Raw genomic sequence first — 19,932 nt, 5'->3', positions numbered from 1 at the left:
CCGGCGCTGCTGCGGGCCGGTTAAACCGCGGTGATGTTCGCCGCCAAGCTGCGAACGCGACTAATCACGGCCGACCAAATCGCGTCGCATTTGAACGATTCAGATTTTGGCAACGCTGTCCGCCGCACGGGGCGCCCCGGATGAGCGCAGCGGCATTCTGGGTCACACGCGCTTTCGTGGAGAACCCGGGTTTCGGTGCGCTCGCGCGGACGCCTGCTCAGCGCTCGCGCAGCGCCTCGTCACGCAGCATGCGGGCAGGCTTGACGAGATAGTCCAGCACCGATTTCTTGCCCGTCAGGATCTCCACGGTCGCGACCATGCCTGGGAGGATCGGAAGCGGCTGCTGGGCGGTGCCGAGATGGTTCTTCTCGGTGCGCACCATCACGCGATAGAAGGTCTCGCCGCGCTCGTTCTTGTCGCCCTTCTCATCGGTGATCGTGTCGGCACTGATGCGCTCGACGCGCCCGTGCAACGAGCCGTACACAGATGAATCATAGGCGCTGAGCTTGACCACCGCCTCGTGGTTGGGACGGATGAAGGCGATGTCCTGCGGACGGATGCGGCCCTCGACCAGCAGCGTATCGTCGAGCGGCGTGATCTCCATCAGGCTGGCGCCCGGCGCGACCACCGCGCCGATGGTGGTGACGTTGAGCTTGTTGACGATGCCGCGCACCGGCGAGCGCAGCTCGGTGCGTCGCACCCGGTCCTGGGCCGACTTGATGTTCTCGTCGAGCACGGCGAGATCACCGCGGGATTTCGCGAGATCGTCTTCGGCCTGCGCGCGGAAGGCGGTGACGATGTTGAGCCGGCGCGAGCGCGCCTCCTGCACCGCCGCCTCGGTCTTCACGATGCTCGCCTGCACCACCGCGAGCTGGCCGCGCATGTCGGTCGCCTGGCGGTCGGCGCGCAGCATCTCGATCTCCGGCACCACCTTCTGGTCGAACAGCTTGCGGGTCAGTCCCAGCTCGCGATTGAGCAGCGCCAGCGTCTCCGAGAAGCGCTTCTCGGTGGCCCTGAGCTCGTCGATCTCCTTGCTCTTCTGCTGTTCCTGCTGCTGCACCACGTCGATGTCCTGCGCGAGCTTGCGTGCATGGGCGTCGAACACCGCGCGCTCGGTCTGCACCGCGCGCGGGGCGTCGGCGACGAGGTCGTCGGGAAACTCGACCGGGCTGCGGCCCTCGGTCTCCGCCGCGAGCCGGATCACCCGGGCCGCCATCGCGCCGCGGCGCTCGCGGATCTCGCCGAACTGCGAGGCGAAATTGGTGTCCTCGATGCGCGCCAGCGGCTGATCCTTCTCGACGATCGCGCCTTCCTGCACCAGGAGGTCGGCGATGATGCCGCCTTCCAGCGACTGCACCACCTGGGTCTGGCGCGACGGCACGACCTTGCCGTTGCCGCGCTTGACCTCGTCGAGCACGGCGAAATGCGCCCAGATCAGGAAGGTGAAGAACAGGCCGAGCGAGGCGAGCAGCAGCATCCGCGCCGTCTTCGGCGTGCGCAGCTCGACGGCAGCCCTGATGTCGTTGGAGAACGCGAAATCGCTGTGCGCCATGTCACCTCGTCCCCTGGACCGGCTTCACCGCGTGGCTCGCGGCCGGCGCCGCCGCGGGCTGCTGCGGACGCAGCATGGTGAGGATCTGCGCGGTCGGCCCGTCGGCGACGATCTTGCCGGAGTCGAATACCAGGATGCGGTCGACCAGCGACAACAACGACGGTCGGTGGGTCGAGACGATGATGGACATCTCGCCTTTGGCCAGCGACTTCAGGCGCTCGAGGAATTCGCCCTCGCTGCGGACGTCGAAATGTGCGGTCGGCTCGTCGAGGAACAGCACGCGCGGCTTGCGGATCAGGACGCGCGCGAGCCCGATCGCCTGCTTCTGCCCGCCCGACAGGCTGCGGCCGCCTTCGGCGATCATCATCTCGTAGCCCTGCGGATGACCGGCGATGAAGGTCTCGACGCCGGCGAGCCGCGCGGCCTCCAGCACCTCCTCATCGGTCGCCGCCGGACGGCCGAGCGTGATGTTGTCGCGCAGCTTGCCGTAGAACAGGTCGGTATCCTGCAGCACGAAGCCGATGCCGGCGCGCAGATCGGCCGGGTCGTATTGCTGGATGTCGATCCCATCGATCAGGATGCTGCCTTCCGTCGGCGGATAGAACGCGGTGGCGAGGCGACCGACCGTGGTCTTGCCCGAGCCGACGCGACCGATGATGCCGATCTTCTCGCCGGGCTTGATGTCGAAGGAGACGTTGTCGAGCGCCTTGGTCTGGCTTCCCGGATAGGAGAAGCTGACGTTCTTGAACTGGATGCGGCCCTGGTTGATCTCGCGCGCGACGTAGATCTTCTCCGGCGGACGCTCACGGTCCAGCGACATCAGCCGGTCGATCGAGCGCAACGCCGACGTCGTCTGGGTGAAGCGCGTCATCAGGCCGGCGATGCCTGCGATCGGACCGAGCACGCGACCCGACAGCATGTTGGCCGCCACCAGCGCGCCGACCGAGAGCTTGCCGTCGAGGATCAGGAACACGCCGACGACGACCAGCAGCAGGCTGCAGAACTGGCTCGCGACGCTCGCCGCTGTCATCGCCATCGAGGCCCAGAACTGGACGTCCTCGCTGGAGCGCGCCTGCGCCGCCACCGAACGCTCCCACACCGTCTGCACCCGGCTCTCGCCGGCCACCGCGCGGACCGTCTCCATCCCGTTGAGCGATTCCACGAGAATGCCGTGACGCGCGGCGGATTGCGCCTGCATCTGCCGCATCGCGCGTTCGAGCGGCCGCTGGATCAGCAGCCCGACGGCGATCATCACCGGCAGCATCAGCAGCGGAATCCAGGCGATGGGACCGGCGATGATGAACAGCACGATGATGAACACGACCGCGAACAGCATGTCGGTCGCCGACACCACGGTGCCGGAGGTAAAGAACTCGCGCACCGAATCGAAGTCGCGGAGCTGATTGGCGAGGATGCCGACCGATGGCGGCCGCTTGTCCATCTTCAGCGACATCACGTGCTCGAAGATGTTCGCGGCGAGCACCACGTCGATCTTCTTTCCGGTCATGTCGATGATGCGGCTGCGCACCACCTTGAGCAGGAAGTCGAATCCGATGGCCAGCATGAGGCCAACGCCGAGTGCGACCAGCGAGGGGATCGCGCCGTTCGGGATCACGCGGTCGTAGACGCTCATCGTGAACAGGGGCGCGGCCAGCGCCAGGATGTTGACGATGAACGCGGCGATCGCGACATGGCCGTAATTGGCGCCGAAGCGGCTGACCACCGACCAGAACCAGTGCGTCTTCGGCACTTCACCGGCTGCCGCCACGCGCGGATCGGCAATTGTGGCGGGCCGCACCAGATAGGCGAAGCCGACATACCGCGCCGCGACCGCCTCGAAGCGCTCGATCGCCGGCTGTTCGCGGCGCGAAGGATCGACGATGGTGAGACGGCCGGCGGCCTCGTCGATCGTCAGCAGGATGCGCGTGGTGCCGTCGTGAAACATCAGCACGCAGGGCAGCACCAGCGCGGGAATATCGCTCAGCGGCCGTTCGACCAGTTGCGCCTCGAGCCCGGCCCGCTGCGCGGCGCGCTCGTAGAGCGCGATGCTGAGCACGCCGCTGTCGAGCGGCAATCCGGACAGCAGCGCGCTGCGGCTCAGGGCGCGGCCGTGATGAGCAGCGAGGTAAAGCAGACTGTCACTGAGAGGATCAGCTGCTGGTGCGGCTGCGCTCATCTGGGGCATCACGTGCGCCGTCTCTTCGAGCTCGAACCTTGTCGGACGAATGTTCAACGACGCCTCGGAAATCCATCTGGCCCACCGAGCAACGCGGACCGGCACCCATTGCTTCTTGCTAATAATTTGCCTTAGCCTAATTCTTTGGCCCGCACTTGGCTTTTCTGAGATTTTTACAGGTGTTTCTCGACAAACTCAGCGCAAAGTAAATGCGTATGGTGAAAAGCCGGCGCGACATGCACCGGCTCTTGTTAGTCTCACCTATTTCGGCGCGTGCCCGTTGGGGCTCTGAGCGTATCCGCCGTATTTTCCAGACGCGACGAACAGCGTCGTATCCTCGGGATCGCTCGAGGCCCACCGATCGCCAAAGGTAATCGGCGCGGGATGCTTCGGCGTACCGTCATGCAGGCCGAACATCGGCACCGGACCGGCGGAGCTCAGCGGCTGCGGTCCGGGCGCCGGCGCACTCAGCCGAATGGGCGCCAGGCTGTAGCCGATGAAGCCACTCGGCGTGTCCACCGGCTCGGTCTCCGGCGGATGCCCGGTCTTCAGGTAGTTCAGCATCTGGCCCATCGCGGCGAGCAGCTGATAGTCGGCAAACACCACCACACCGCGCGCCGACACCAGCGACACGTTGGCGTTGAAGTACTGGTTCTGGGAGTTCAAGAGATCGATCAGCGTGCGCTGGCCGAGCTCATACTCCTTGTTGTAGGCGACGAACGTGCGGCGGGCCGCTTCGACATCGCGGACAAGAGCTGAGACGCGATCGGCGGTGATGATCCGGGCCGCCCAGGCCTTGTCGATCGACTCCAGCGCATCGCGCTGCAGACGAGCATGCTTCTGCTGCTCCTGGATCATCCGCTGCGCGGCTTCTTCGCGGCGCCAGCTGTTCTGGCCGCCGTTGAAGATATCCCAGGATGCAACGACCTTGCCGCTGACCTCGTCGTAACGATTGTTGTAGGTGATCGATTCCTTGCCGGTCGTCGCGCGGCCTTCGAGCGAAAGCGTCGGCAGGAAGGTGCCGGTGGTGGCATCGAATCCCCGCTTGGCGGCCGTCACATCCGCCGCGGCAGCGCGCAGGGTCGGATTGAACTTGTAGGCGATGTCGAGCGATTCCGCCTTGTCCCGCGGCATGTCGGACAGCCGGCCGGGGAAACGCAGGTTATAAGGCTCGACGCCGACGACCTTGCGGTACTTCGCGCGCGCCACTTCGAGGCTGAGACGGAATTCCTCGAGCACGGCCTGCGCTGCCGCAACCCGTTCCTCGGCCTGCTGCGTGTCGCCCTCGCCGGCCCGGCCGCCCTGGAAACGGGCCAGCACGTTCTTGCGCAGTTCGAGATGAACCTTGAGGTTCTTCTCGGCCAGAGCGACCAGCCTGGAGTAGCGCACCACGTCGACATAGGCTTCGGCGGCATCGAGACCAATCAGTTCGGTTCGCTCCAGCACGCGGTACGCGGCGGCATCGACCCGCGCGGCCTGTCGCCACACTTCATTGATCGAGGAAAAGCCATCGAACAGCAATTGACGGACCACCACGCCGGCCTCGCGGCCGCGCAGGTAGCGGCCATTGTTGCTCGGCGCCGGCGAGACATACTGCTTGAGCATCTCCGGTCCGGCGCTCGCATCGAGCCGGACCTGCGGCAGCAGCGTCCCCTGGGACTGGCGAAGCTCGGCTTCGGTGGCCCGCCGATTGGCGGCGGCCTCTCCGACACCGGGATTGGTCTTCACCGCCTGGTTGATGGCGTCCTGGATGGTGAACGGCTCAGCGCCCAATGCCGGGCTAAAGCTCATTCCCACAACACATATGAAAATGGGTGTATATACGATCTTCAACATAGGGAACCGATAACAAACCCGAGATCGGCTCGCAATGTGACTCGCCACATTTGCGGCGAAAAGCCGCCCGGTTGTGGCAGAATAGCTACGCTCCGCCATATTCCTCAGGGCAAAGATTTCAGAATCTGAAGCGAAATCAACGTCGTGGGGATGACGTGAAGCTGAGGCGGTGATTTAAAGTCAGCCATTTATTTCATAAAGAAAAAAATCTCGCGTCAGAGAATGTCGAGTTTTTCGTGTTTGTCTTCAATATGGACCGCTCCTGCGGCATTAACTGAGATGTCGTAGCCGGGGCCCTCACCCGAGACGGCGGAACGGCAACAGGCGATCAGTCGCCCGCCATTGCCACGTCGGCCCCGCAGATGTCGGAAGCCTGGGTTCTGGCGCGTCGTCACGACAGCCGTGAGCGATCGCCGCCCAGGGATCGCGAACAACGAAGGATCCAATGAAGATCGCGACCGGCCGCCAGGACCCAGATGCGCCCCATATATTTCGACGCATAGTCTGCAGGGAAGCAATGGCCAATGGGGTCCATTGTCCTCGAAAAATCTCGTGGAGCTGAGAGGCAGTGAATGGTGGGGGAGGCAGGACTCGAACCTGCGAAGCCATGAGGCGGCTGATTTACAGTCAGCTCCCTTTGCCACTCGGGACACTCCCCCGTATCGATGGCAATTCGGGCCGGCCGCGGAACAGCAGCGTCGGGACCATCAGCGCCATGGAGACGGTAAGACCGCGGGGCCCGAAGGAGCGGGCGCGCGCGGCCGGGGCCCTTATGATCGAACCCGGCCCTCGAAGTCAACCAAGGGACGACGAATTTTCCCGTCTCAGCGGTGCCAAATTGCCAGAATCCGCAGGCCGTGACAGAAGCTCGGGCCATGAGCGAACGCGACCGAAAGCCCCCTTTTCGCCGTCCGGGCGGTAAATTCTCCGGCAAACCGCGCGGATTCGAGCGCCCCCAGCCGTGGCGGGAGCGCGACCAGGACTCGGATGCGCCCGTCATTCTCTATGGCTGGCACACCGTGACCCTGGCGCTCGCCAATCCGAAGCGGCGGATTCGCAAGCTTTACCTGACCGAGAACGCCGCCAGGCGGCTTGCCGACGAGCGGATCGAGACGCGGGTGACGCCCGAGATCGTGCGCCCCAGCCAGATCGACCAGCGGCTCGGTCCGGACGCCGTGCACCAGGGCCTGTTGGCGGAGGCCGAGCCCCTGCCCTCGCCGGACATCGACACGCTCGCGGCCGAGGGACTGATCCTGGTGCTCGACCAGATCACCGACCCGCACAATGTCGGCGCGATCTTGCGCTCGGCAGCGGCGTTCGGCGTAAAGGCGATCGTGACCACCGCCCGCCACAGTCCGGAGGCCACCGGTGTACTGGCCAAGTCCGCATCGGGCGCCCTGGAGCTGGTGCCGATCATCACGGTGCAGAACCTCGCACGCGCGCTGACGCGGCTGAACGAGCGCGGCTTTCAGACGGTGGGACTGGACAGCGCGGGCGAGGAGGACATCGCGGCGGTCGCCTTGCGCGAGCCGCTCGCACTGGTGCTGGGCGCCGAGGGCAAGGGCCTGCGGCAATTGACGCGCGAGACCTGCAGCGTCGTGGCGCGGCTCGACATGCCCGGCGCGATCAAGAGCCTCAACGTCTCCAATGCCGCCGTGCTCGCGCTCTATATCGGCGCGAGCCGGCTCGGCTTGATGTCAAAATGACGAAACGCCCGCGCGCATGAGGCGCACGGGCGTTGGCGCGAACGAACGTCCGTCTGATCAGTAATAGCGGCGCAGCACGCGCTGCCCGTGATAATAAGGCGAAGCGCCCCAGCGATAGGCGTGGCGGCGGTGATGATAGCTGTAGACCGGAAGCGCCTGCTCCTCATAGGCAGGATACGGCGCGAAGGCGCCAGGACCGCTGTAGGTCGGGCCCTGGTTGACATAGTAATACTGCCGGGTCGGCTCGGGCAGCCGCTCATAGCTCGCGCCGCAGGCGCCGCAGCCATGGCCGTAGGTGTAGGTGTAGCCGGGCTGATAGAAATATTGCGGCCGATACGTCACCGTGGGCTGGTACGTCACGGTCGGCTGATAGGTGACCTGCGGCGCGCACGGCGCGGCGTAGCCGCACGGGCCGCAGGCGGTGGCGCCGCAGGCCGCGGCCGGCGCGCTGCCGGCGACGGCGAGGCCGGCAATGGCGACAAGTCCTGAAACTACTCCACGCATAACTCTCTCCTGTTGATCTGTTCTTGCTTGGTCTGGCTGTTGATGGTGAGTTGCTGGCTAGCGGCGGTAGGCCGGCGGCCGATTGGGATAGCCGCGAGGATCACCATCGGGCGGAGCCAGGATGACGGCAGGCGGATACATCGGCACCGCCGGCTCCGGCGGCTGCATCTGGGATTGGGCGCCCCACGAGCGGGAATAGCTCTCGGCCGGCTTCGGCAGCTTGCGATCGGCCGGCGGCTCGATCTCCATCCGGCCATAGCCGGGCCTTGCTCCGAGGGTTGGATAGTAATGGCCAACATATGGCTCGGGCTCGACCGGCCGGCCGCCATAGATCGTCGGCTGCATGTAGTTGCCCCTGCCAAGACCGTACTGGCCTTCGACGACGGCGTAGGACGCATCGATGCCGTTGATGACGACGGGCACGCCGGGCCGCTGCGGAATGACGATCTCGAAGCCTTCGCTGGCGAGCGCGGCGGAAGACGCTCCAATCAGAATCACAAGAGCCGTTGTAGTACGCATGAATTCACGCCCCGGTTGTCATCCTACCAATACCGCAACGCGCGCCCCGATGGGTTAAACGCGCACATCAATCTGCTGGTAAGACTAACGCGGGAGCCACCATTCCGGGTTAAAGCCCGGGTGGGGTTCGAGTGCGAGGGTTAATGGCTGATCATCAGCCGATGAGCGACAATATTGCCAGCATCAACCCCGCTGCCCTGTCCGCAAGACTAACAGCCTTCGGGTCGGAGCAAGCCGGACCGCAACCGCGGCTCCGGCCTCCGAAGGCACCGGGCCTCATGTCGTTCCAAAACATTCCCGTCGCGGCGGGAACGACGGGGCCGGCTTGCGCTTAGCAGGTGGGGCGCAACGATGGAGTATTCCATGACACGATTTGCTATTCTCGGGGCTGCGGTACTCGCAACGGCGCTCGCCGGCCCGGCCATGGCGCGCGACGTGCACCACCGGCATATGAACCACCAGCAGGAAGGAATGATGCAGCACCGGCACATGGCCCGCCAGGACGGGGCCATGATGCAGCAGCGCACCGATACCGGATGGAACAACAACGGCTGGGATCGCCGCAACAGCGATCGCCGCAACAGCGGCTTCTGGCCGGCTGACGTCGCCGCTGGAGCGGTCGGCACCGCTGCCGGCATCGCAGGCGCAGCCATCGGAACCGCCGGCGCCATCGCGACCGCGCCGTTCCGCACCGCGGATGCCTATGCGTACAGTCCCGGCCCCTCTTACGGCCAACCGAGCTATGATCGCGGCCCGAACGGCTATTATGGCGACTGGAACAGTTACGCGACCCGCAACGGCCTGGTCTGCCGCCCCGGCACCATGTTCAAGGGCAGCGACGGGCTGATGCACATCTGCCAGTAAAGATCGAGCCGGAGCGGCTTCGACGATCGGCTCCGACAGGGGCGGCCCAACGGCCGCCCTTTTTGCTGGGCTGATGGCAGAAGCGGCGCTCACGCGGGGAGTAGCCGGACTGCATCAACTCTGGTAGGAACACCGCGCTTCGCGAGACCTCGTCGCAAACTGACGACGAGATCTCCGCCACCAGCATTCGCCGGCTTAGCTCAGCGGTAGAGCAGCGGTTTTGTAAACCGAAGGTCGGGGGTTCAATCCCCTCAGCCGGCACCAGCTTCCGTGAAGTTGGGATTTGCTGCGGCAATGGCTGTCACCGGCTTTAGGCGTCAATTCGCCCTCGTCCTGACCGCGGGTCTGGCGATGCCGGTCGCCGACGGCGGCCTGGGCGCAGTCCACTCTGGATCCGGCAACGGCCCGCCGCCCTCGCCGGTCGCTCCGATGAGTTGGCCGGGCACCTGATCCGTGACCAGCACCCAGCCTTGCGTCGCGCAGAACAGCCCGAGCAGACAGCCCTTGACCGCCAGCATCTTCGGGCCCTCGCGCCAGATCGAGACGGCATAGGTCTTGCCGTCCTCGGCGTTGTAGACCTCGCCGCTGTGGCGGCCGTCGGCGTTCAGCTTCAGGCCGAGCAGCATCTGGTGGCCCAGCAGCAGACGGCCGCGCCTGGCCGGATCGGGATTCAGCCGGTCGCGGAACGGCTGCCCCTTGGCATCCGCCGTCTCCTTCATCCACACGATGTAGCCGCAGACGCGGTCGGCCATCGCGCCACAGCGCTCGACGCGGACGCGGGCGCGGCCGTCCTCGGTCAACCATGTGCCGAACGGATCGCCGACGGGAGCGGCGTGACCGCGGCCCTCCGCCATCGACAGCAGCAGGCCGACGACGATGCGTAAGCCGACGCGCAGAACGAATCTCAATGTCATGTCCAGGGACCTCACTGTCTCCATGGCCTCGAGCCACGCGCTCGTACGGCCGGGTTGACGTCGCCGCTGACTGCCCGAGATCTGGCCGTGCCCTCGATGCCAAAGCGCGCACACGAAGGCGCCCCGATGCGGGGCCATCTGCCCGCGCGACGCGATCGTTCGCACGGCCCGCTCACTGGAGCTGCGCGACCAGGGCCTCGGCGCCCTTGCCGATTCCGGCCTCGGCGGCCGCGAGCGCACCAACGCTGGCCTTGATGTCGTAGGGCGAGGGATATTGCTTGCTGACGAAGGCGCTCAGCAGTCGCCCGCTCGCGGCATCGAAGATCTCGGCCGCGTAGAATACCGAGCCGGTCAGCAGTCCCTCACCGTCGCGTGCACTCTGCACGCCGTTGTAGAAGGCTCCCGCGAGATCAAAGCGCGAGGCGGTGCCGAGCACCGGCGTGTTGGCGACGGCGCCGGTCAGGGTGAGCCGCACGCGCAGCGTATTCGGCCCCCGCTGATGGACGATCTGGAAGCGCGCCGAGAGACTTTCCAGGAAACGCCGCTGCATGTAGGCGGCGAGCGCAGCCTTGTCCCGGTCGGACATGTCGCCGAACTGATGATCCGCGCCGCGATAGATCACGACCGGATCGAGCGTCACCTTGTCGTAGCTGCGCCAGTCGGTGGCAGTCCCGTAGCGGTAAGGCACCCGGCCCGATGGATCGGATGTGTTGGGCGCCAGATAGCGCGCCGACGCCACCCCGGAATAGGCCACCGGCGTCACCGTGTTGCATCCGGCACAGAGGCTCGCGGCGATCGCCGCGAAGCCAGACATCGGAAATCGACTCCTCATCCCCTCCTCCACGATTGCGGCGCCGTTGCCAGCGCGTCCACATGGCCACCTCAATAAACCGACCAGACGGTTTGTAAATACGAAATCGAATGAAAAGAATTGTTCACACGTCGATGCGGTCGGCACGGGACCTCCAGGAGGCATCGGCGGACGGAAGTCGGACGGCAAGCCAGCCCGACTTCGCTCAGATCGAACCGTCCAATGATGGAGATGGCGCCGAGCTCGAGCGTGTCATCGCTCCCCGGTCGTCCCGACCTGCCGGAATGTGGTCCATTGTTGGTCGTCGAGCAGGCGGGCAAACAGACGGTCCAGATCCGGCTGCTCCAGCGGCGAGACGCGCAGCATCGTCATCAAGGCAAGCCCACGTGCCGCCGCCCATCGCAGGACCGCGAGATCAGCGTCATCGGCCTCGCCGCGGATCTCGGCTACTCTCTCGGCATCCTTGGCACGGGCATCGGCCAGCAATCCCGGCTCCTGGGCGAGCGCCCCGAGCATGGCCTGAGCCACCGAATATTGCTGGGCGATCAGCTCCCGCGAGATCGCGATCTGCGTCGCGAGTTCGGGCTGATCAGCCGCTTTGCCGGCTCCAGCCCTGTACCTGCTGGCGAATTCGTCGAAATGCAGGAATTGCTGTTCCAGCAGAGCCTTGAGCACCGCTTCCTTGTTGGGAAACTGGTGCATCAGGCCGCCCTTGCTCAGCCCGCTCTCGCGGGCGATGGCGTCGAGCGTCAGCCGCCCCGGACCATCGCGGGCGATGATGGTGAGGGCGGCGGTGAGCGCGGCCTTGCGCGACCGCTCGGAGCGTGAAGGGTTGTCCATCGAAGTCTGCGAAGTGCCCGGACAGTGCACGAAGGTTGCGAGCAGATGATGCCCCGAAGACCGGGGCGGCTCGGCCATAGGGGCGAGCCGCGCTCCTCTGTCAAGAAGAGCTCCGGAAAAACGCCGCTTAGGAACCATCTGTGCGGGATTGGATTTCCGGTATCGCCTTTCGCGGGTGGGGGACGAAACGAGTTCAGACTGTGGCAACATTGTTGTCACATCTCACCTAGAACTCCTGCTTATCCCCAGAAGTCACTGGTCTTCAACTTGATTTCGTCAGCCGCTTTTGTTGCAATTGAGGCATCGGGGGACAAGCGTCATGACGTGGAAGGAAGAGCGTGATGCGCTGATCGCGCAGACCATGGCCTTTGTGCAGTCTGTGACCGGCAAGCCGGCCGACTTCGCCCAGTTCGAGCTGCCTACCGTTCCGGTCGGCACCCCCGTCACACCGCAGCAGGCCGGGGCCGGTCGCCCGACGCACGCCGCTGTCGAGCACGTGATCGCCAACACCGTTGAAACCGAGGCACGTCGCGGCGGCAACGTGCAAGTCGCAATCCCCAATGCCGTGGGGGAGCCTGCAAGGCCGAGAGCGCCCGACGCCATTGCATCCGAGGCTTCGTTCGCCGCCCCGAGCCCGGTCCCTGCGGAGCGTTTCACCAGCATCGCCTCGCAGCTCGATCTCCAGCGCGACATGCAGGCGGAGATTCGCGCCCGCGTCGCGCGCTTCCGGGCCCATCAGGAGCGCTTCAATCGGGAGCGTCAGGAATATTTCAGCGCGACACTCGCGCGCCTGAAAGCATCGGCCGGACGGAGCGCCCTCCCTGAGGACTAAAGGCGACCGCGCCGAGGATCTATGGCCGAGGGTACACAAACATATCCGCAATCGACACGCCGGCTCACAGCCAGGCGCACAGCAGCGCCACATTGGCGACGAAGGCGAGCAGCAGCCCAAAGGCGAGCGTCAGCTGGATCCGCCCGCAGAAGATGTGGAGATCGGTTCCCATGGGCTTAACCATCTGGCGATTCTAGCCCCGGAGTCCCACGGATTCTTTTTTCAAAAATTTAGGACTCGTTTACGACTCGGCCGCCCGAAAAGGCCCCTTTCCTGCCCCAGGCGCGCCAGTGTCTCGCTGCACGTGCCGTTCATTCTCGGTTCATCCTTCGCTTCTCTGGAGCTGTTTGGAATGCCCTACGCGCTGTTTTGCAACGACGCCAAGTTGAGCAAGGCCTATCCGACCGAGGGGGATGTCTGGCGGCTGGCGCGGCAGAGCGGGCTGGTGGTGGACGTGATGATCAATGCGCGATCGACCGCGCATCTGCAGCTCGACAATGATTACGAGATCCGGCCCTGCGCCGCCGAGCCCGAGGAAGATCCCTGGCAGAACCGTGCCGAAGCCGAGCAGGAGTTCAACATCCCGTTCGCATCCTGAGCGGCTGCGGCGGAAGCGCGCCGCGGGTGATACTTCTCGGGTGATACTTATAGTCTCCGTGCGCTGCTGTCCCCGAGCCTCGCCGTGCCTGGACGGAAGCCGCCGGCAGAAGACATTCACGTCTTCATGCCAGTCCGGTCCCGCGGACGACTTGCCTTCATCAAGGATTTTTCGACAGACAGACCCGCGATCAGCGGGCAGCCGGAGCTGCCCGCTGGAAGGTCGCCATGAAGCCCGTTCTCAGGGCGTCGCCGTCGCCAGCGATGCCGTTTCGGCCGGAAGGGCGACACAGGCACGCTTGCGGCTGACACCGCGGATCGCACCGGTCACCTTCAGCACCTTGCCCGACGGGCAGGACGCGGTTTGCACCAGCGCCACCTCGTAGGGGGCCAGCATCAACGGTTCGGTCTTCAGAACGGTCTGGGCGGAGCACGGCAAAACAGCCGCCGACAACAACAGCACGGACACCAAGATACGCATGTGGGATGATCCATCAAACCGGCGCACCGATAATATCAACTGATGGCGAAAGTTTCACGAAGGTTTGAAAATTTTTTCGCACTGCGTGAGCGATCCCGAAACCATCGCCAGCCAACCACCGGACAGCAACACGCCCGCACCAGACGGCGCGGGCGTGTTGGAATTGAGGCGTGATCCGCTTCCAGCCGAACGCCGCCGGCCGCGGGCTCGGCGATCTCGCTTAGTACTTGCTGGCGGCTGGTCCGCCCCAGCCGAAGCGGTAATTCACGCCGACCTTGACCGTATGCTCGTCGCTGTTGAAGCGGCTGCCCACAACCGGAGCCGGCCCACCCGTGAAGGTCGTATTGCCGAAATTGTAGTACTGGTACTCAGCCTTGGCCGACCAGTTCGGCGCGAACATGTATTCGAGGCCGGCGCCGACGGTGTAGCCGTCCTTGCTATTGCCGGACGTGGTGAAGCCCGTCGGCACGCCGGCGACGCTCACCCCGAGATTGTTGCCGTCCCGCCAGGCATAACCGCCCTTGGCATAGAGCAACGCCGGTCCCCAGGTGTAGCCGAGACGGCCGGTGACCGAGCCGAGCTGGTTGGCGCCGGTCGAGGTCACGACCGCAGCCCCCGGGAAGCCGAAATTGGTCGTATTGCGATCCATCCAGCTGTACTGGGCTTCGATGCCGAGCACCCAGTTCGGGGCGAACTGGTAGTCGAAGCCGCCCTGCACGCCGCCCAGGAAGCGGCCGTTGTTGCCTTCCAGGCTGTTATTGCCCGCGAAGGCGCCGCCGAGGTGACCACCGAGATAGAAGCCGGTCCAGTTGTAGATCGCCTGAGGCGGCGTGTAGACCGGCGCCTTGGTGTAGGTGCGCGGAGGCATATCGGCGGCGAAAGCCGGGGCAGCCAATGTGGTCAAAGCCACTGCACTGAACAAAAACCGCTTCATGGGACGTCCCCGTTATTCGTTTGCGACATCTATCGAACATCATGGCCGCATTTGGGTTGCCCGGTGGCGGTGACGCAGCTGTGATTGCCGCTGCGGTGTCACCAGAGGGCAACAAAGGCCTTTTGTTCCATAGGCTTCCCGAATATTTCGTGAAGCTGACGCCTCGCCCGATATTTGGTCGCCGCGAGGCGACAAAGCGTTCGGTCCATCCCTGATTTGTGATCGGGCAAGCGGCTTGGCAAGGCGCTGCGACGACGTGGCAATCCTTCGAAAACGCCGGGACCTGAAAACGCCGCGGTCTAGCGCGTGAGGCCCGCCAGCTCCGGGAATGGCGCGTAAGTCGACCCGGCACAGAGCTCGCCGGCATCCTCGACCAGACGGTCGAACCGGCCGTCGACGAACACCGCCGCGCGCTCCTGCGCCGGACGGTAGCTGCCGTCGGACTCGCGCGCCGCATAACGGAGGCAGCTCACATAGCGCAGCCGGCCACCGACCGTCCGTTGCACCGGCTCCGCCATGACGCCGTCGCGCACCCCGACCGGATTGTTCAGGTAGGTCCTGAGATAGGACAGGATCTCGCTGCGGTGGTTGGCTGGAAACGGCTGGCTGCCGACACCACGATCGCCGGTGTAGGAGATGCCGCGATTGTCCTCGCTCATGAACGCGGCGGGACCTCCGCTGGCGCACCCCGCCAACAGCAGCGCCAGCGCGGTTGCTGGCCACCAGCTCATTCTCCCCATCCCCAGGCGCCCAACTCTTGAAAGCCAATCCCGCGGCCGTTCTAGCTCAAAGCCAGAGGCCGGGAAATCCGTCCCGGCTCACGCCTTCGTCAAGCCGCTGCCGCCGGAGCGCTCTGGCGCGCTCCGGCGGTCAACGACCAGATCGGCTCTGCGTGGCCTTGGCCGGATCAGCCGCGGCGGGTCGCCGGCGTCACGCGCTTGAAGCTCACCTTGTTGTGATGGCTGAGATGCGCCACGTGGCGATGCTTGTGGCGGACAAGCGAGGCATGCGGCTTGGTCTTCGTCTTGCCGACGGTGGGCTTCATCTCGTTCGCCTTGTCGCCGGCCTGCGTCGCGCCCGGCTTGGTGGCGTTGGTCTTGGCCGCATCGGTCTTGCTCACATCGGTCTTCGCGGTGCCAGTGGTCTGGCTGGACTTCGCGGACGTATCGGTTTTTGCAGCACCAGCAGCGAATGCGGGCGCAGTCAGGATCGACGCGGCGAGCAGCGCAACAGACATTGACTTCAGCATGGTCGTCTCCGTGATGTGAAGATCTGGAGGCACCATCCAGTCTGGATGGGCTCGTGATCATGGAGACGACGATAGGGAACCGGCACTGAACCCACCCTGAAGTAAAGCGCTGTTTTCGGTTCATGGACATGAAGGGATAGTCATCGAGGTGACTGGTCTGTCATCATGTCGTCCGTATAATGCACCGATCGCGGCGCAAAATCCGCGCAAATGGCCGGGAATATTTCGCAGCTGCGGGAGTTCTTCCCCGTACGCAGTCACCTGTTGGATCGACAACTCGGGAGATACGAATGAAAAAGTCTGCGCTCAGGATTGCCACGCTGGCTCTGTTCTCGATGGCCGTGGCCTCCGGGCCGCTGCTTCTGTCGAAGGCCTATGCCGCGGGCAGCGATACCCCGTCGTCGCCGCCGGCGTCGGATTCGGGCAAGAAGAAGAAGGACAAGAGCTCGAGCATCGAAGATCCGAAGTTCCTGGCGGCCTATCGCACGGCCTATACCTCGATCTATGATCGCGGCGACTACGCCACCGCGATCCAGCAGCTCAAGGCGCTGAACCGCGAGGACGTCGCCGACGTTGCCAATCTGATCGGCTACTCCTATCGCAAGCTCGGCAACTACCAGGCCTCCAAGCAGTACTACGAGCAGGCCCTGGCGGATGATCCGAACCACGTGCGCACCTGGCAGTACTACGGCCTGTGGCAGCTCGAACAGGGCAACCGCGAGCAGGCCAAGTACCACCTCGACAAGGTCGCGCAGCTCGCCGGCACCAACAGCCCCGAATATCGCTCGCTGGCCGACGCGCTCGAGAAGCAGCCGGGCACCGGCCTCGTCTACTGACGACGCGATCGGACCAGCTCCGATCTCGACAGTGGCGCGACCCGAAAGGGTTGCGCCATTTTCGTTTGTCCGCTGTCGTTGATCCGTTATGGATGAAACCTCGTGCAGACCATTTTCATCAGATTTTTGAATGGGAGATTGCCTCGTGGAGTCCTGGCTTGGCGCAGCACTCGATTACATCAGGGATTGGCTGGCCTTTCAGGTCGCGGTCTCCGAGCAACCCGGCTGCATTATTGCGATCGCCCATCGCGGTGAGATCGTCCTGGAGGCGGCCTTCGGGCACGCCAATCTCGACAGCGGCGAGAAGCTGACGCCGCGGCACCGCTTCCGCATCGCTTCGCACACCAAGGCGTTCACCGCCGCCGCCATCATGCGCCTGCGCGAGCAGAAGCGGTTGAAGCTCGACGACACCGTCGGACAGTACGTCAAGGATCTGCATCCGGATGTCGCCGCGGCCACACTGAACCAGCTGCTGTCGCACACGGCAGGCCTGATCCGTGACGGCAAGGATTCCGGCCAGTTCACGGATGGCCGGTCCTATCTCGACAAGGACGAACTGCTGGCCGAGCTGAAGCAGCCGCCGGCGATCGACCCCAACAGCCGGTTCAAATATTCCAACCATGGCTACGGCCTGCTCGGCCTGGTCATCGAGGCGATCGCCGGCGAGTCGTACCCGGCCTGGCTCCAGCGCGAGGTCATGACGCCGCTGGCCTTGCGAGAAAGCGCGCCCGACATGACGCTGCTCGGCAAGAGTGTCCCGTTCGCGCGCGGCCATTCACGCGTCGTCCCCGTGGGCCGCCGCGTCGTGATTCCCGGCGACAATCCGACCAACGCGATCATGCCGGCAGCGGGCATCGTCGCGACCGCGGCCGACACCGCCCGCTTCTTCGCCCAGCTTGCCCCGAACGCGAAGAAGAGCCTGCTGTCGGTCGCGAGCCGGCGCGAGATGGTGCGCCGGCAATGGCGCGTGCCCCAGGACGTCGAAGAGGCCTATTACGGCCTGGCGCTCATGAGCGGGACAACGGCCGGCTTCGACTGGTTCGGCCATGGCGGCGGCTTCCAGGGCTACATCTCGCGGACGTCGGTCATTCCCGCCCGCGACATCACGATCACCGTGCTGACCAATGCCGTCGACGGCTGGGCACCCGGCTGGGCCAATGGCGTCAAGTTCATCCTGCAGGCCTTCGCCACCCACGGCGCGCCGTCGCGCAAGACGCGCGACTGGACCGGCCGCTGGTGGACGCTGTGGGGCGCCGTCGATCTCGTCCCGTTTGGTGACAAGGTCATGGTCGCCAATCCGGTATTCATCAACCCGTTCCTCGATGCCGCTCGCATCGACGTGACCGGGCGCGACACCGGACGCATCGTGCACGCCGCCGGCTATGCCAGCCATGGTGAGGCGGTGCGGCGCGTGCGCACCAAGTCCGGCGTCAGCGAGATCTGGCTGGCCGGCGCGCGGGTGCGGCCGGAGCGCGTGGTGAAGGCCGAGATGGAGCGGAAATATCCCAAGGGCCGGCGCAAGAAAGACTCATAGCCCGGGTGTCGCTGCACTCATCGGGCCTCCTCCCTGCCCTCCTTCATCAACGCCTCGGCCTCGCCGCGGAAGGCTTTGCGCGCATCGTCGCGGGAATAGAACATGTGGCCGCCCGGATAGACCACGAGCTTGACCCGCGGCGGCCGCGCGAAGGCCGGCAATTGGTCGAGCAGGATCTTCGAGCCGTAATATGGCGTGGCGAGATCGAACAGGCCGTGGCCGACCAGGAGTTTGAGCTTGGGATCGAGCGCGAGGATCTGCCGGAGCTCGCCGGTGGACTCCGGCGGGTTGGTGCCCTTTCCGAAATCCCATGACCGGTTCACCGCCCCGCTCAACAGCTCATAGGAGCCGTCGGGGTGCCAGTTCAGCTTGCGTGTCGTCAGCTCGACCGCGGCGCTGGTCAACGGCGCGGTGAGCACGTCCCCGGATGGATCGGAGCTGCGCGAGCGGCTCGAATCCGGATAGGGATCGATGCCCAGCACCGAGCCGTCATAGCGCCCGGTGATGCGGCCGTTCTTGCGGTCGAACTCACGGCGAAACTCCGAGACGTCGAAGCGGCCGGCCAGCCTGCGGCTGACCACCTGGTCGATGCCGGTCAGGGTCGCGACCCTGTCGGCGAGCCGATTGGTGGCTTCCGTATCGGCCTCGCCCTTGACGAGATCGAGCAGGAAGTCGCCGCTGGCGTAACGCTCGACGTCGGCAAGATCGGCGCGGGTCACCGGCCCCTTCATCTGCTTCGCGACGGCCGCATAGCTCGGCAGGCTCGCGACATATTGCATCAGGCTCGAGCCGGAATAGTCGCGAAAGTCCATCAGCGGCGACAGCAGGATCAGGCCGCTGATGCCGATGCCCTGGTCATGCTGCAGGTTGTTGACGATCTTCGGACCGCGAATGCCGCCATAGCTCTCGGCCGTGATGAATTTGGGCGATGCGAGACGGTCGTGCTTCTCCAGCCAGCGACGCACCACGAGCGACAGCGAACGCACGTCGCCGTCGACCGAGAAGAACCGTTTGCGCACCTCGTCGCCGGTTGCGACGAAACGGCTGTAGCCGGTCCCGACGGGATCGATGAACACAAGATCGGTAAAGTCGAGCCAGGTGTCTGCATTCGGCATCAGCTCCAGCTTCGACGACGGCGTCACGCTGGCCGCATCGATTCCGATCCGCCACGGACCGGCATTGCCGAGCTGCAGATAGGCGGACGAGGCACCCGGCCCGCCGTTGAAGAAGAAGGTCACCGGGCGGCTGGCGCGGTCGGCGCCATCGAGCTGATACGAAGTGTAGGCGATGTCGGCCTGCGGCTCGCTCTTGTCGTCGAACAGGCGGACCGAACCGGCAGTCGCCGTGAACGACAGCGTGCGGCCGGGCAGTTCGAGCTTCTGTGTCGTGGTAGAGTCCGGCGGCAGCTTGTGCTGCTCGGCGGTCGATGCTGAGCCGGGCGGGCTGGCGGCGCGATTTCCGGCCGAGCCGGTGCGATGCGAGCCCGGCGCTGCCGCGTCGTGCGCCGCCGGTGGCGCATCCTCGGCGTGCAGGGCCGGGCCGGCGAGCAGTGCCGTCACGGCGAAAGCCATCAGTCTCGGCCACGCGACGGATGATCTCATCCCTGCCATCAGCTCACTCCCCTAGGCGCTTGGCGCAACACGCCACCTCTGCAAGGGCATGAACCGCGGCTTGGAAGCAAGCTCAAGCAACTCTTCCGTGATCCAAGTCACATCCGCACCAGTGCCTGTTCCCCTCAGGTGTGTTA

20 protein-coding genes and 2 tRNA genes are annotated in these 19,932 nt (G+C 65.0%); 7 read left to right on the top strand and 15 right to left on the bottom strand.

What is annotated here, in order from left to right:
• Positions 1 to 217 precede the first annotated feature (217 nt).
• The 4 genes from ACQR03_RS02115 to ACQR03_RS02100 all read right to left on the bottom strand — a co-directional run bounded on the left by ACQR03_RS02115 (position 218) and on the right by ACQR03_RS02100 (position 6,223).
• On the bottom strand, positions 218 to 1,552 hold the full coding sequence (locus tag ACQR03_RS02115; protein WP_315749499.1) for an HlyD family type I secretion periplasmic adaptor subunit: 1,335 nt from the start codon (positions 1,550 to 1,552) through the stop codon (positions 218 to 220).
• Position 1,553: 1 nt separating this feature from the next.
• Entirely contained in the window at positions 1,554 to 3,737 is a 2,184-nt protein-coding gene (locus ACQR03_RS02110) for a type I secretion system permease/ATPase (protein ID WP_315714635.1), read from the bottom strand.
• Between the two features lie 252 nt (positions 3,738 to 3,989).
• Entirely contained in the window at positions 3,990 to 5,519 is a 1,530-nt protein-coding gene (locus tag ACQR03_RS02105) for a TolC family outer membrane protein (protein WP_315729346.1), read from the bottom strand.
• Positions 5,520 to 6,137: 618 nt separating this feature from the next.
• A tRNA-Tyr gene (locus ACQR03_RS02100) sits at positions 6,138 to 6,223 on the bottom strand.
• A 216-nt stretch (positions 6,224 to 6,439) separates the two neighbouring features.
• Here ACQR03_RS02100 and rlmB point away from each other — a divergent pair.
• Positions 6,440 to 7,270, top strand: a complete 831-nt coding sequence (gene rlmB / locus ACQR03_RS02095; RefSeq protein WP_315714637.1) for a 23S rRNA (guanosine(2251)-2'-O)-methyltransferase RlmB — start codon at positions 6,440 to 6,442, stop codon at positions 7,268 to 7,270.
• Between the two features lie 57 nt (positions 7,271 to 7,327).
• Here the strand turns inward: rlmB and ACQR03_RS02090 are convergent, their stop codons facing one another.
• Both ACQR03_RS02090 and ACQR03_RS02085 read right to left on the bottom strand, forming a co-directional pair.
• Positions 7,328 to 7,774 (bottom strand): hypothetical protein, encoded by a 447-nt coding sequence (locus ACQR03_RS02090; RefSeq protein ID WP_315749495.1) that lies wholly within the window; start codon positions 7,772 to 7,774, stop codon positions 7,328 to 7,330.
• 57 nt (positions 7,775 to 7,831) lie between these two features.
• Positions 7,832 to 8,293, bottom strand: coding sequence for a hypothetical protein (locus ACQR03_RS02085; RefSeq protein WP_315714639.1), 462 nt, complete (start codon positions 8,291 to 8,293; stop codon positions 7,832 to 7,834).
• Positions 8,294 to 8,656: 363 nt separating this feature from the next.
• On the opposite strand from ACQR03_RS02085, the gene ACQR03_RS02080 reads away from it, so the two are divergent.
• Both ACQR03_RS02080 and ACQR03_RS02075 read left to right on the top strand, forming a co-directional pair.
• On the top strand, positions 8,657 to 9,157 hold the full coding sequence (locus ACQR03_RS02080; protein ID WP_315749493.1) for a hypothetical protein: 501 nt from the start codon (positions 8,657 to 8,659) through the stop codon (positions 9,155 to 9,157).
• Positions 9,158 to 9,346: 189 nt separating this feature from the next.
• A tRNA-Thr gene (locus ACQR03_RS02075) sits at positions 9,347 to 9,421 on the top strand.
• Between the two features lie 53 nt (positions 9,422 to 9,474).
• On the opposite strand, the gene ACQR03_RS02070 is transcribed toward ACQR03_RS02075, so the two are convergent.
• The 3 genes from ACQR03_RS02070 to ACQR03_RS02060 all read right to left on the bottom strand — a co-directional run bounded on the left by ACQR03_RS02070 (position 9,475) and on the right by ACQR03_RS02060 (position 11,932).
• Positions 9,475 to 10,071, bottom strand: coding sequence for a DUF2147 domain-containing protein (locus ACQR03_RS02070; RefSeq protein WP_315749491.1), 597 nt, complete (start codon positions 10,069 to 10,071; stop codon positions 9,475 to 9,477).
• 172 nt (positions 10,072 to 10,243) lie between these two features.
• The gene (locus tag ACQR03_RS02065; protein ID WP_315749489.1) at positions 10,244 to 10,885 is read right to left on the bottom strand and encodes a DUF3313 domain-containing protein; all 642 of its coding nucleotides are present in this window, start codon (positions 10,883 to 10,885) and stop codon (positions 10,244 to 10,246) included.
• Positions 10,886 to 11,134: 249 nt separating this feature from the next.
• Positions 11,135 to 11,932, bottom strand: a complete 798-nt coding sequence (locus tag ACQR03_RS02060; protein ID WP_315749487.1) for a TetR/AcrR family transcriptional regulator — start codon at positions 11,930 to 11,932, stop codon at positions 11,135 to 11,137.
• A 109-nt stretch (positions 11,933 to 12,041) separates the two neighbouring features.
• Here ACQR03_RS02060 and ACQR03_RS02055 point away from each other — a divergent pair, with 109 nt between their 5' ends.
• On the top strand, positions 12,042 to 12,554 hold the full coding sequence (locus ACQR03_RS02055; protein WP_315749486.1) for a hypothetical protein: 513 nt from the start codon (positions 12,042 to 12,044) through the stop codon (positions 12,552 to 12,554).
• A 64-nt stretch (positions 12,555 to 12,618) separates the two neighbouring features.
• Here the strand turns inward: ACQR03_RS02055 and ACQR03_RS02050 are convergent, their stop codons facing one another.
• A complete protein-coding gene (locus tag ACQR03_RS02050) occupies positions 12,619 to 12,726 on the bottom strand; it encodes a hypothetical protein (RefSeq protein ID WP_041750859.1) in 108 nt (35 codons plus the stop codon).
• A gap of 180 nt (positions 12,727 to 12,906) precedes the next feature.
• Between ACQR03_RS02050 and ACQR03_RS02045 the strand changes: the two genes are divergently transcribed.
• The gene (locus ACQR03_RS02045; RefSeq protein ID WP_315714645.1) at positions 12,907 to 13,152 is read left to right on the top strand and encodes a hypothetical protein; all 246 of its coding nucleotides are present in this window, start codon (positions 12,907 to 12,909) and stop codon (positions 13,150 to 13,152) included.
• A 240-nt stretch (positions 13,153 to 13,392) separates the two neighbouring features.
• On the opposite strand, the gene ACQR03_RS02040 is transcribed toward ACQR03_RS02045, so the two are convergent.
• The 4 genes from ACQR03_RS02040 to ACQR03_RS02025 all read right to left on the bottom strand — a co-directional run bounded on the left by ACQR03_RS02040 (position 13,393) and on the right by ACQR03_RS02025 (position 15,815).
• Positions 13,393 to 13,632 (bottom strand): DUF6719 family protein, encoded by a 240-nt coding sequence (locus ACQR03_RS02040; RefSeq protein WP_315714646.1) that lies wholly within the window; start codon positions 13,630 to 13,632, stop codon positions 13,393 to 13,395.
• Between the two features lie 220 nt (positions 13,633 to 13,852).
• The gene (locus tag ACQR03_RS02035; RefSeq protein WP_315749484.1) at positions 13,853 to 14,566 is read right to left on the bottom strand and encodes an outer membrane protein; all 714 of its coding nucleotides are present in this window, start codon (positions 14,564 to 14,566) and stop codon (positions 13,853 to 13,855) included.
• A gap of 299 nt (positions 14,567 to 14,865) precedes the next feature.
• Positions 14,866 to 15,297 (bottom strand): hypothetical protein, encoded by a 432-nt coding sequence (locus ACQR03_RS02030; protein WP_409998611.1) that lies wholly within the window; start codon positions 15,295 to 15,297, stop codon positions 14,866 to 14,868.
• A 176-nt stretch (positions 15,298 to 15,473) separates the two neighbouring features.
• Entirely contained in the window at positions 15,474 to 15,815 is a 342-nt protein-coding gene (locus tag ACQR03_RS02025) for a hypothetical protein (protein WP_315749482.1), read from the bottom strand.
• A 290-nt stretch (positions 15,816 to 16,105) separates the two neighbouring features.
• Between ACQR03_RS02025 and ACQR03_RS02020 the strand changes: the two genes are divergently transcribed.
• Positions 16,106 to 16,651, top strand: coding sequence for a tetratricopeptide repeat protein (locus tag ACQR03_RS02020; RefSeq protein ID WP_315714649.1), 546 nt, complete (start codon positions 16,106 to 16,108; stop codon positions 16,649 to 16,651).
• A 145-nt stretch (positions 16,652 to 16,796) separates the two neighbouring features.
• Complete coding sequence (locus tag ACQR03_RS02015) at positions 16,797 to 18,185, top strand: serine hydrolase domain-containing protein (protein ID WP_315749480.1); 1,389 nt, start codon at positions 16,797 to 16,799, stop codon at positions 18,183 to 18,185.
• 17 nt (positions 18,186 to 18,202) lie between these two features.
• Here ACQR03_RS02015 and ACQR03_RS02010 read toward each other — a convergent pair whose 3' ends face one another.
• Entirely contained in the window at positions 18,203 to 19,795 is a 1,593-nt protein-coding gene (locus ACQR03_RS02010; RefSeq protein WP_315749478.1) for a S10 family peptidase, read from the bottom strand.
• Positions 19,796 to 19,932 lie beyond the last annotated feature (137 nt).

It is taken from the genome of Bradyrhizobium sp. HKCCYLS3070 (genome assembly GCF_051167575.1).
In the GTDB taxonomy this organism is placed as follows: Bacteria; Pseudomonadota; Alphaproteobacteria; order Rhizobiales; family Xanthobacteraceae; genus Bradyrhizobium.
This window is presented reverse-complemented; position numbering and strand designations above follow the sequence as displayed.

What these genes read in the sequence shown, in the direction of transcription:
- ACQR03_RS02065 (WP_315749489.1), bottom strand. Translation starts at nt 10,885, where the DNA reads ATGTCTGGCTTCGCGGCGATCGCCGCGAGCCTCTGTGCCGGATGCAAC.
- ACQR03_RS02055 (WP_315749486.1), top strand. Translation starts at nt 12,042, where the DNA reads ATGACGTGGAAGGAAGAGCGTGATGCGCTGATCGCGCAGACCATGGCC.
- ACQR03_RS02080 (WP_315749493.1), top strand. Translation starts at nt 8,657, where the DNA reads ATGACACGATTTGCTATTCTCGGGGCTGCGGTACTCGCAACGGCGCTC.
- ACQR03_RS02040 (WP_315714646.1), bottom strand. Translation starts at nt 13,632, where the DNA reads ATGCGTATCTTGGTGTCCGTGCTGTTGTTGTCGGCGGCTGTTTTGCCG.
- ACQR03_RS02030 (WP_409998611.1), bottom strand. Translation starts at nt 15,297, where the DNA reads ATGAGCTGGTGGCCAGCAACCGCGCTGGCGCTGCTGTTGGCGGGGTGC.
- ACQR03_RS02050 (WP_041750859.1), bottom strand. Translation starts at nt 12,726, where the DNA reads ATGGGAACCGATCTCCACATCTTCTGCGGGCGGATCCAGCTGACGCTC.
- ACQR03_RS02070 (WP_315749491.1), bottom strand. Translation starts at nt 10,071, where the DNA reads ATGACATTGAGATTCGTTCTGCGCGTCGGCTTACGCATCGTCGTCGGC.
- ACQR03_RS02035 (WP_315749484.1), bottom strand. Translation starts at nt 14,566, where the DNA reads ATGAAGCGGTTTTTGTTCAGTGCAGTGGCTTTGACCACATTGGCTGCC.
- ACQR03_RS02010 (WP_315749478.1), bottom strand. Translation starts at nt 19,795, where the DNA reads ATGGCAGGGATGAGATCATCCGTCGCGTGGCCGAGACTGATGGCTTTC.
- ACQR03_RS02110 (WP_315714635.1), bottom strand. Translation starts at nt 3,737, where the DNA reads ATGCCCCAGATGAGCGCAGCCGCACCAGCAGCTGATCCTCTCAGTGAC.
- ACQR03_RS02085 (WP_315714639.1), bottom strand. Translation starts at nt 8,293, where the DNA reads ATGCGTACTACAACGGCTCTTGTGATTCTGATTGGAGCGTCTTCCGCC.
- ACQR03_RS02115 (WP_315749499.1), bottom strand. Translation starts at nt 1,552, where the DNA reads ATGGCGCACAGCGATTTCGCGTTCTCCAACGACATCAGGGCTGCCGTC.
- ACQR03_RS02025 (WP_315749482.1), bottom strand. Translation starts at nt 15,815, where the DNA reads ATGCTGAAGTCAATGTCTGTTGCGCTGCTCGCCGCGTCGATCCTGACT.
- ACQR03_RS02105 (WP_315729346.1), bottom strand. Translation starts at nt 5,519, where the DNA reads ATGAGCTTTAGCCCGGCATTGGGCGCTGAGCCGTTCACCATCCAGGAC.
- ACQR03_RS02090 (WP_315749495.1), bottom strand. Translation starts at nt 7,774, where the DNA reads ATGCGTGGAGTAGTTTCAGGACTTGTCGCCATTGCCGGCCTCGCCGTC.
- ACQR03_RS02045 (WP_315714645.1), top strand. Translation starts at nt 12,907, where the DNA reads ATGCCCTACGCGCTGTTTTGCAACGACGCCAAGTTGAGCAAGGCCTAT.
- ACQR03_RS02020 (WP_315714649.1), top strand. Translation starts at nt 16,106, where the DNA reads ATGAAAAAGTCTGCGCTCAGGATTGCCACGCTGGCTCTGTTCTCGATG.
- ACQR03_RS02060 (WP_315749487.1), bottom strand. Translation starts at nt 11,932, where the DNA reads ATGTTGCCACAGTCTGAACTCGTTTCGTCCCCCACCCGCGAAAGGCGA.
- rlmB (WP_315714637.1), top strand. Translation starts at nt 6,440, where the DNA reads ATGAGCGAACGCGACCGAAAGCCCCCTTTTCGCCGTCCGGGCGGTAAA.